Annotated in this window: 10 protein-coding genes and 1 pseudogene; 2 read left to right on the forward strand and 9 right to left on the reverse strand. The window is 71.6% G+C overall.

Annotated features, from left to right (window positions below; genetic code table 11):
• Window positions 1–78: 78 nt before the first annotated feature.
• The 3 genes and pseudogenes from JGS39_RS31650 to JGS39_RS31660 form a co-directional block, all read right to left on the reverse strand.
• Window positions 79–1463, reverse strand: a pseudogene (locus tag JGS39_RS31650) (WxL domain-containing protein).
• 215 nt (window positions 1464–1678) lie between these two features.
• Window positions 1679–2032, reverse strand: coding sequence for a cytidine deaminase (locus tag JGS39_RS31655; protein WP_219573182.1), 354 nt, complete (start codon window positions 2030–2032; stop codon window positions 1679–1681).
• Between the two features lie 54 nt (window positions 2033–2086).
• Window positions 2087–2980 carry a helix-turn-helix transcriptional regulator gene (locus tag JGS39_RS31660; RefSeq protein WP_219573183.1) on the reverse strand — a complete coding sequence of 298 codons (894 nt, stop codon included), beginning with the start codon at window positions 2978–2980 and terminating at the stop codon, window positions 2087–2089.
• Between the two features lie 102 nt (window positions 2981–3082).
• Here JGS39_RS31660 and JGS39_RS31665 point away from each other — a divergent pair, with 102 nt between their 5' ends.
• On the forward strand, window positions 3083–4495 hold the full coding sequence (locus JGS39_RS31665) for an MFS transporter (protein ID WP_219573184.1): 1413 nt from the start codon (window positions 3083–3085) through the stop codon (window positions 4493–4495).
• Window positions 4496–4521: 26 nt separating this feature from the next.
• Here the strand turns inward: JGS39_RS31665 and JGS39_RS31670 are convergent, their stop codons facing one another.
• Window positions 4522–5055, reverse strand: coding sequence for a winged helix-turn-helix transcriptional regulator (locus JGS39_RS31670; RefSeq protein ID WP_236063205.1), 534 nt, complete (start codon window positions 5053–5055; stop codon window positions 4522–4524).
• Between the two features lie 57 nt (window positions 5056–5112).
• Here JGS39_RS31670 and JGS39_RS31675 point away from each other — a divergent pair, with 57 nt between their 5' ends.
• Window positions 5113–5760, forward strand: a complete 648-nt coding sequence (locus tag JGS39_RS31675; RefSeq protein WP_219573185.1) for a dihydrofolate reductase family protein — start codon at window positions 5113–5115, stop codon at window positions 5758–5760.
• Between the two features lie 73 nt (window positions 5761–5833).
• Here the strand turns inward: JGS39_RS31675 and JGS39_RS31680 are convergent, their stop codons facing one another.
• From JGS39_RS31680 to JGS39_RS31700, 5 genes are all read right to left on the reverse strand, one after another.
• Window positions 5834–6187 (reverse strand): MmcQ/YjbR family DNA-binding protein, encoded by a 354-nt coding sequence (locus JGS39_RS31680; RefSeq protein ID WP_219573186.1) that lies wholly within the window; start codon window positions 6185–6187, stop codon window positions 5834–5836.
• Window positions 6184–7476 carry a hemolysin family protein gene (locus JGS39_RS31685; RefSeq protein WP_219573187.1) on the reverse strand — a complete coding sequence of 431 codons (1293 nt, stop codon included), beginning with the start codon at window positions 7474–7476 and terminating at the stop codon, window positions 6184–6186. The genes JGS39_RS31680 and JGS39_RS31685 overlap by 4 nt, the downstream gene beginning before the upstream one ends.
• Window positions 7473–7970, reverse strand: coding sequence for an rRNA maturation RNase YbeY (gene ybeY, locus JGS39_RS31690; RefSeq protein WP_219573188.1), 498 nt, complete (start codon window positions 7968–7970; stop codon window positions 7473–7475). The genes JGS39_RS31685 and ybeY overlap by 4 nt, the downstream gene beginning before the upstream one ends.
• A gap of 9 nt (window positions 7971–7979) precedes the next feature.
• On the reverse strand, window positions 7980–9023 hold the full coding sequence (locus JGS39_RS31695) for a PhoH family protein (RefSeq protein WP_219573189.1): 1044 nt from the start codon (window positions 9021–9023) through the stop codon (window positions 7980–7982).
• A 130-nt stretch (window positions 9024–9153) separates the two neighbouring features.
• Window positions 9154–9816: carbohydrate kinase family protein (locus tag JGS39_RS31700; RefSeq protein WP_236065853.1), on the reverse strand; the 663-nt coding region annotated here is incomplete at its 5' end.

A 9816-nucleotide genomic window follows, 5' to 3' on the forward strand; every position in this document is an offset into this window, starting at 1 on the left:
GATCAACCGGTGGACCGGGCGGGTGCGCGCCCGGTCCACCGGTTGATCAGTGGTGCTCGCTCACGGGACCGGTGGTGCTCAGGTGAGGGTGAGCGTGAGGACCCCGGTGTACGCGCCTGCGGCGGTGAACGCCGGTACGTCCAGCGACAGCTGGGCGTCAACGGTGAACTCGCCTCCGGTGAACGCGCCGTCCGGCGTGGACGCCAGGGTGGCCCCCGCACTGCCGACCGTTCCCTCGGACCCGGCCGCGCAGGTGCTCGGGCTGCCGGACTTCGTCGCGCAGGCCGGGCTCCAGCCGAGCGCGGACGCGCCGATCGTCGCCCCTCCCGGACCCGTGAAGTCGGTGACCTTGCCGGTCAGGGACCAGCCCGCGGGTCCGCCGCGGAAGTCCTGGACCGTCACGGACTGGAGGGCCCCGGTGGAGGCGCCGCCCTGCCCGAAGTCGACCGCCGACAGTGCGACGGAGTCCCCGGCCTGGGTCATGGTGAGCGTTCCCGGCTTGACGGTGGACGTCAGCTCCTGGCTGCCGTCCGGGATCTCGCCGCCGCCTGTGGTGACGGTGTAGGCCTGGGGGCCCGCGCCCTTGGCCGGGTCCCAGCTCGCTCCTTCGAACGCGACGATGCCGGTCCGGTGGCCGGGTCGGTGACGGTGAGCTGCCCGGTGAAGCCGCCCGAACCGTCCGCCGTCGCCGTCGCGGTGTCACCGGTCCCGGCGTCCCCGGCCCGGCCCGCGAGCGTGACGGACGCGCCGGCGGTGAACTTCGACCCGGTCACGGTGACCGGTTCGCCGGCCGCGCCGGAGGCCGTTCCGAGCTGGATGGCCCGTTCGTTGACCTGGCCGCCGCCGTCCGTGGCGATGATCGTCTGGGAGACGGGTGCGGGCGGATCGGTGACCGTGCAGGGTGTGTCCAGCTCCATGATGTAGCCGGTGTGGATGTTGTAGTCGCCGGGCGAGAGGGTGATCTCACCGGGCGCGGTGACGGTGAAGGTGCCGGTCATGGAGAACGACGGGAAATCGCCCTTGCCGGGCACCGGTTCGTTCTTCTTCGGGCCCGCCACCGTGACGTCGGCGGACTGCGCTCCGCCGACGGTGACCTTGCCGGTCGGCGTCATGATGTCGGCGGGCAGCGCCAGGTCGACCGGGTTGCTCGCGGCCGGTTTGACGACGGTGTACGTCACCGTGACCGTGTCGCCGACCTTCGGCGCGGCGTTGTCGACGGTGATCTCCGCCGAGGTCGTGCCGTCGATCGGCGGGATGCCGGCGATGGCGGGCGGGATGCAGTGGGTCGGGAAGTCCACGGCGACCGAGGCCGTCGCGCTGGCCTGCGCGGGTCCGGCGAGCAGCCCTCCTCCGGTGACGACGAGCGCGCCGACACCGAGTGCGGCGGCCCAGCGGCGGCCGCGGTCCGGTCGGTCCCGGCGACGGGACCCTGGGCTGTCGGATCTTCGAATGGCTTGGCGCATGGAGCCCCCTCCTGCGGGATCCGGCGCGGCGGCTCTTCCGCGTCGGCAGGGAGCCATTGATGACTTCGGCCGAGAAGAAGTCAATGGGATCGAAATGCGCTGACTGATGGGCCATCAGGTGGTGTCAAGATCCACGCTTTCCGCACATCCTGTACGAACGCCCCGCGCCGGTGGGCGCGGGGCGTTCGTGCACACGGTGGTGGTCCGGCGGAGGTTCAGCCGGCCGTCACGGTGAGCCGCAGCACCCCGTCGGGCCCGGCGAGCAGCACCGGCGTGTCGGCCCCGCCCAGGTCCCGTACCGCGGCCCGGTCCTCGTCGGACGGGGTCTGTGCCTCGGAGACGACCGCGGCCGCCTCCAGGGACGTGGCCCCGCTGGCCACGGCCATCGCCACGGCCGTCCGGAGCGCGCTGAGGCGCAGCGACTCCAGCTCCACCGTGCCCGCCACATACGTACGTCCGGTCTCGTCCCGCACGGCCGCGCCCTCCGGCACACCGTTGCGGGCGCGGGCGCTGCGCGCCAGCGTGACGATCTTGCGGTCCTCGGCGCCGAGGTCGGTGCTATCGGTCATGTGCCGAGCATACGAAGTGCGGCGACGGGCGCGGCACGCGGGCGCCCCGGCCGCTCACGTCCGTACCTGGCGCATCGAGCCCCGCCGGCCCTCCGGCGAGGCCAGCCACCGCAGCTTCTCCTCCGTGCCGGTGCCCGGCCACGGGTGGTGCACCACGACCGCGAGATCCGGGCGGGCCGGAATGCGCAGCTGGGTCGCCTCCATGACCAGCGCGCCCGCCTCCGGGTGCGACAGCTCCTTGCGCATCTGCCCGCCCGGCGCGACGTCCCGCCGCGCCCACAGTTCGGCGAACTCGGGGCTCCGCTCGGCCGCCTCGGCGACGATCGCCCGGAAACCCTCGTCGTCGGGGCACTCCGCGCACGCGGCCCGGAACTGGGCGACGACCCGGGCAGCGGTCTCCCACCACTCCTGGTCCCGGCCCCGGTGGACGGTATCGGTGAAGAAGGCGATCACACAGTTCTGCGGCCGGTCCGGCCGCAGCCCCATCACCATCGCGGCCGCGTCGTTGTACAGGATGACGTTCCAGTACGCGTCCATGATGTGCGCCGGGTACGGCATCCAGCCGTCGAGCAGCCGCTGCAGCCCGGCGCAGATGTCCGTGTGCGCCGGATCGACCTCGGGTGCGGGCGGGTTGAGCCCCGCCAGTACGTAGAGGTGACGGCGTTCGGCACTGCTGAGCCGCAGTACCCGGGTCACGGAGTCCAGCACCTGGGGCGACACGGTGATGTCGCGGCCCTGCTCCAGCCACTGGTACCAGGAGACGCCCACTCCCGCGAGGACGGCGACCTCCTCGCGCCGCAGCCCCGGAGTGCGCCGCCTGGCCCCGCCGTCCGGGAGGCCCGCCTCGGCCGGGCTGACCCGCGCCCGCCTGCTCCTCAGGAACTCCCGCAGCTCGCCGAGGCGGTGCGACTTGTCCGCCCCCGCGGCGGTCCGGGCCGGTGTGCCCACGTAACTCCCCCTGATGTCCGGGCCCGCGCCTGCCTGGTGGTGCGGCCAACAGGATAAGTTCCGTCTCCCCACGGATATTCCGGCGGCCGCAGGCTCGGACCCATGGCGATCGAATCCCCCTCCCCAGCGGCTGTCACCGCTCCCGTCCCCGCACCTCCCGCCCCGGACCGGCTCTCCGGCCGGGCCCGGCTGGTCCTCCTCGTCCTGTGCGCCGCGCAGTTCATGGTGTCGCTCGACTTCTCCGTACTGAACGTGGCGCTGCCCGTCCTCGGTGAGGACCTCGGCCTGAGCCGGTCGGGCCTCCAGTGGGCGATCACCGCGTTCGCGCTGCCGTCCGGCGGCTTCCTGCTGCTCTTCGGCCGGATCGCGGACCTCTACGGCCGCCGCCGGCTGTTCCTCACCGGACTCGCGGTCTTCGGCGCGGCCTCGCTGCTCGCCACGTTCGCGTGGAACCCGGGCGCCTTCCTCACCGGGCGGGCGCTCCAGGGACTCGGCGCCGCGGCCATCGTGCCCACCGGCATGTCCCTGCTCACCACCACGTTCCCGGAAGGCCCGCGGCGGGACCGGGCGCTCGGCATCAGCGGCACCTTGCTCTCGCTCGGGTTCACCGTCGGCATGGTGGCCGGCGGCACCCTCACCGACACCCTCGGCTGGCGCTCCACGATGGGGCTGCTGACCCTGGCCGCGGTGGCCGTCCTCGCGGCGGCGCCCGCGCTGCTCACCGAGTCCCGTACGCCCGACCGGCCGCGGCTGGACGTACCCGGCGCCGTGACCGTCACCGGTGGGCTCCTGGCCCTCATCTACGCCCTGTCCACCGCCGCCGAACACGGCTTCGGCCGCGTGGACGTCCAGGTCTCGCTGGCTGCCGGGGTCGTCCTGCTCGCCGCCTTCGTGGCCATCGAGTCCCGGGCGTCCGCCCCGCTGGTCTCGCTGCCGATGCTCCGTCGGCGCACGGTCGCCTTCGGCAACCTGGGCGGTCTGCTCACCTTCTCGATGATGAGCACCATCGTCTTCGTCCTGACCCTGTACCTGCAGGAGGTCCTGGACCTGTCGGCCTTCGGGACCGGGCTGGTCTTCGGCGTACAGGGCGTCGCCTCGGTGGTGGCGGGTGTGTACGCCCCGAAGGTCATCGGCCGGTTCGGTGCCCGGCGCACCCTGGCCGTCTCCCTGCTGGGCCAGGGGCTGTTCATCGCGGCCCTGCTGGGTCTGGGTACGGGTTCGGGCGTCTGGCTGGCCACGGTCGCGGTCTCGCTCGCCAGCATGTGCCACCTCGGCGCGATCATCGCGTACGGCCTCACCGTCACGTCGGGGGTGCCGAACGCGGAACAGGGTCTGGCGACGGGGCTGGTCACCACGACCCAGCAGGTCGGGCTCACGGTCGGGATCCCGCTGCTCGGTGTGCTGGCGACGACCCAGGAGTCGCTGTTCGACGGCGTACGGACCGTGGTCGCGGTGGCCGCGGGGCTGCTGGTCGTCGCCGCGGGCGTGGTCGCGGCCGGGCTGCGGCGGTCCTGAAGGGTGCGCGGGTCTGGCGGGCGGGCCTACGGGGTGCCGGGCTGCCGGGCGGCCGCCTCCTCGTAGGCGGCCGTCAGTTCCGCCAGCACGCCGTCCGTGCGGGCCGGCGCCCCGGTCAGATGGGTGGCCCGGAGCTCGGCCATGAACCGCTCCCACATCGGGGGGCCTCCGGCGGCCAGCAGTTCGGCCCGCACCGTCAGCTCCGGCGCCGTGTCCAGCCAGCGGGCACCCCAGGCGCCGAGCTGGGCCATCACCGGGACGAGCTGAACGGCCGCCTCGGTGAGGTGGTACGCGACCTTCTGGCGGTGGCTCGGGTCGTCGTCGCGGGTGAGCAGCCCCGCCTCGACGAGTTTCGCCAGCCGGTTGGCCAGGATGTTCGACGCGATGCCTTCCATGGAGGCGTTGAGCAGCTCCCGGAAGTGGGTGAGGCCGCCGAACGTGATGTCGCGCAGCACGATCAGGCTCCAGCGGTCCCCGAGCAGCTCGACCGTCATGTTGATCGGGCAGCCGGACCGGCCCGGCGACACGGGCAGCTTTCCGCTGGGAACTGGTTGCAACATGGGAGCAGTCTAGATAGCTTACGAACCGGTTGCAGATTGCAATCGGAAGGGGATCCGATGAAACAGCTGGTCCGCGTCCAGAACTTCTGCGTCTCCCGAGACGGCTACGGCGCCGGGGAGGGGCAGACACTCGAACGTCCGTTCGGCAACGTCGACCCGGGCCGGCTCGTCTCCTGGGCCGGTGCCACCGCCCACTGGCCCAACCGGACCGACCCCGGGGGCACCCTCGGCCTGGACGACTACTTCACCCGCGACTTCTCCAACAACATCGGCGCCGAGATCATGGGCCGCAACAAGTTCGGCCCGCAGCGCGGCCCGTGGGAGAACCACGACTGGGAGGGCTGGTGGGGCGAGGAGCCCCCGTTCCACACCCCGGTGTTCGTCCTCACCCACCACGAACGCCCGTCGATCACGCTCGGGGAGACCACGTTCCACTTCCTCGACGCGTCCCCGAAGGACGCGCTCGCGCGGGCCTTCGAGGCCGCCGAGGGCAAGGACGTGCGCATCGGCGGCGGTGTCGCCACGGTCCGGGAGTTCCTCGCCGCCGACCTCATCGACTCGCTGCACGTCGCCGTCTCGCCGCTCGACATCGGTGCGGGCGAACGGCTGTGGGAGAGCCCCGAGGCGCTGACCGACCGTTTCCACCTGGAGAAGGTCCCGAGCCCGGGCAGCGACGTGGTGCACCACCTGCTCTGGCGGAAGTGACGGGCCCGGCCCCGGGCCTTCCGTTCGGATCAGGCCGGACCCCGCGAGCCCGGCATGATCCAACCGAGAGGCCCTACGCCCGGTCGAGCCGCAGCCGCTCCGCCCGCGGCAGCTTCGCCACCACGAGGTCGTAGCTGTCCTCGATCAGCTCGCGCAGCTTCGCGTCCGGCAGACCGGACACCGTCACGGTGTTCCAGTGCCGCTTGTTCATGTGCCACCCCGGCGCCACGGCCTCGTACTCCTCCCGGAGCCGCACCGCGTCGTCGGGGTCGCACTTGAGGTTCACCGTCAGCGGCTCCCCGTCCAGCGCGGTCAGCGCGAACATCTTGCCGAGCACCTTGAAAACGGAGGTCTCCGGCCCGAACGGGAATTCCTCCACGCTCGCGTTGAACCCCAGGCAGAGTGCCCTGAGCTGCTGCGGTGTCATGCCGTCGCCTCCTCCTCGGGAGCCACCGGCTCCACCAGCACCGTCACGATCTTGTTCCGCCGGCCCGCGGGCGACTCCGCGGTCAGCCGCAGCCGGCGCCCGTCGGGGAGCTCGACCTCGGACGAGGCACCCGCGATCGGTACCCGTCCCAGCGCCTTCGCGAGCAGCCCGCCGACGGTCTCCACGTCCTCGTCGTCGTACTCGTCGAGGCCGAACAGCTCGCCGAGGTCGCCGATGTCCAGCCGGGCGGTCACCCGGAAGCAGCCGTCGGCCAGCGGCTCGACCGGCGGGAGCTCCCGGTCGTACTCGTCGGTGATCTCGCCGACGATCTCCTCCAGGATGTCCTCGATGGTGACGATGCCCGCCGTGCCGCCGTACTCGTCGATGACGACGGCGACGTGGCTGCGGTCCTGCTGCATCTCCCGCAGCAGGTCACCGGCGTTCTTCGTGTCGGGCACGAACGCCGCCGGCCGCATCGCAGTGGAGACCAGATCGGCCTCGGAGTCCCGGTTGATGTGCGTCTTGCGGACCAGGTCCTTGAGGTAGACGATCCCGACGATGTCGTCCTCGTTCTCCCCGGTGACGGGGATCCGCGAGAAACCGGAACGCAGCGCGAGGGTCAGCGCCTGCCGGATCGTCTTGTAGCGCTCGATGCAGACCAGGTCGGTGCGCGGCACCATCACCTCGCGCACGAGCGTGTCACCGAGCTCGAAGACGGAGTGCACCATGCGGCGCTCCTCGTCCTCGATCAGCGACTCCTGCTCGGCGAGGTCGACCATCGCCCGCAGCTCGGCCTCACTGGCGAACGGCCCCTTGCGGAACCCCTTGCCCGGCGTCAGCGCGTTGCCGATGAGGATCAGCAGCTGCGGGATCGGCCCCATGATCCTGGCGAGCGGCAGCAGCACGTACGCCGCCGCCGTGGCCGTGTTCAGCGGGTGCTGGCGGCCGATGGTGCGCGGCGAGACACCGATGGCGACGTAGGAGACGAGGACCATCACGCCCATGGCGACGGCCAGCGCCTCCCAGGTCTCCGGGAACTCCTTGAGGCAGGCGTACGTGACGAGCACCCCGGCCGCCATCTCGCAGGCGACCCGCACCAGCAGGGCGACGTTGAGATAGCGCGTCGGATCGGCCGCGACCTGTTCCAGTTTGTCGCTGCCGCGCCGCCCCGAGCGGACCGCCTCGGCGGCCCGGAAGCTCGACGTACGCGCGATCCCGGCTTCCGCGCAGGCCGCCAGCCAGCCGACGACGACCAGCAGGACGACCCCGAAGACGAGAGGCAGGCTCACGAGACGGTGGGTGCGGGCGACGGACCGGTCATGCCGTGCTCGCCGCGCCAGCCGTCCACGATCGCCGCCTGGAGACCGAACATCTCGGCCTTCTCGTCGGGCTCCTCGTGGTCGTAGCCGAGCAGGTGCAGCACCCCGTGGACGGTGAGGAGCTGGAGCTCCTCGTCCATGGAGTGCTGCGTCTCGGCGTCCTCGCCCTGCTGCTTGGCGACCTCCGGACAGAGCACGATGTCACCGAGGAGCCCCTGCGGGGGCTCCTCGTCGTCCTTGGCCGGCGGACGCAGCTCATCCATCGGGAAGGACATGACGTCCGTCGGGCCCGGCAGGTCCATCCACTGGATGTGGAGCTGTTCCATGGCGGCGGAGTCCACCACGATCACCGAGAGTTCGGAGAGCGGGTGGATCCTCATCCGCGCGAGCGCGTAGCGGGCGATGTCGAGGATCGCCTGCTCGTCGACCTCGGTTCCGGACTCGTTGTTGACGTCGATCGACATGGTGCGCTGCTACTGCTTCCCGTTGCGTCGGCCCTGGCCCTTGCCGGCCTGGCCGTCCTGGTCGCTGTCGTACTTCTCGTACGCGTCGACGATACGGCCGACCAGCTTGTGCCGGACGACATCCTGGGACGTCAGCCGGGAGAAGTGCACGTCGTCGATGCCTTCGAGGATGTCCTGCACCTGACGCAGACCGCTCTTGGTGCCGTTCGGCAGGTCGACCTGGGTGACGTCACCGGTGACGACGATCTTCGAGTCGAAGCCGAGCCGGGTCAGGAACATCTTCATCTGCTCGGCGCTGGTGTTCTGCGCCTCGTCCAGGATGATAAAAGCATCATTAAGGGTGCGGCCCCTCATGTATGCCAGCGGCGCGACCTCGATCGTGCCCGCCGCCATCAGGCGCGGGATCGAGTCGGGGTCGAGCATGTCGTGCAGGGCGTCGTAGAGCGGGCGCAGATACGGGTCGATCTTGTCGAAGAGCGTGCCGGGCAGGAAGCCGAGCCGCTCACCGGCCTCGACCGCGGGGCGGGTGAGGATGATCCGGCTGACCTGCTTGGACTGCAGGGCCTGGACCGCCTTGGCCATGGCGAGGTACGTCTTGCCGGTACCGGCGGGGCCGATGCCGAAGACGATCGTGTGCTTGTCGATCGCGTCGACGTACCGCTTCTGGTTGAGCGTCTTGGGGCGGATCGTGCGGCCGCGGCTGGAGAGGATGTTCTGCGTGAGCACCTCGGCCGGGGTCTCCGTGCCGTCCGCCTTGCCGTTCTCGGTGGCCTTGAGCATCGCGATCGACCGTTCCACGGCGTCCTCCGTCATAGGCTGCCCGGTGCGGAGCACCAGCACCATCTCGTCGAACAGGCGCTGGATCAGGGCGATGTCCGCCGCGGTGCCCGTCGCGCTTATGTCATTGCCCCGGACGTGGATGTCGGCCGCCGGGAACGCCGCTTCGATCACGCGCAGCAGCGAGTCGCCCGCTCCCAGGAGCATCACCATGGGGTGAGCGGCCGGGATGCTGATGTGGGCACGCGCCTGCGGCTGTGTGGGTGTCTGAGTCATGGGCCGGCCCTCGGGCCTGCACATACCTCCCGTTGCAGGGTTCTCGCTGCTCGAAAACCTCAGGTGTACCCAGCCTACGACTCCGTACCGACAACACCAGGGGTTTTACCTGCCAGGAGCAGCCGGCCGGTTACGGGCGGAAGCCGATCGTCGGGACGGCCCGGCGCAGCGGCCAGGGGCGGGCTGCGGCGGGGAGCAGGTCCTGGAGGAAGGCGTACCGCTGGAGTGCGGCCGGGTCCTGGCCGGTGAGGGTGCGGATCCGCTGCCACCAGCCGGCGATCTCCGCCCAGCCGGGGGCCGAGAGCGAGCCGCCGAACTCCTGGACGGAGAGGGCCGCGGTGAGTCCGGCGAAGGCGAGGCGGTCGGCGAGGGGCCAGTTGGCGAGGGTTCCGGTCACGAAGCCGGCGACGAAGACGTCGCCCGCACCGGTCGGGTCCAGCGCCTCGACGGCGATCGCGGGGACCTCGGCGGTGGTCCCGGTGGCCGCGTCGACCGCGTACGCGCCCTCGGCGCCGAGCGTGACGACGGCGAGCGGGACCCGTTCGGCGAGGACGTGTGCGGCGGCGCGGGGGCAGTCGGTGCGGGTGTAGCGCATGGCCTCCTCGGCGTTGGGGAGGAAGGCCTGGCAGTGCTCCAGGTCGGTCAGGCCGTCGAGGTCCCAGCGGCCGGTCTCGTCCCAGCCGACGTCGGCGAAGACGAGGGCGCCCCGGCGGGCGGCCGTGGCGACCCAGGGTTCGCTGCGGCCGGGCGCGAGCGAGGCGATGGCGGCGCGGGACCGGGGCGGGCACCGGGG

The sequence above is a fragment of the Streptomyces poriferorum genome (genome assembly GCF_019399235.1).
Taxonomy (GTDB): Bacteria; Actinomycetota; Actinomycetes; order Streptomycetales; family Streptomycetaceae; genus Streptomyces; species Streptomyces poriferorum.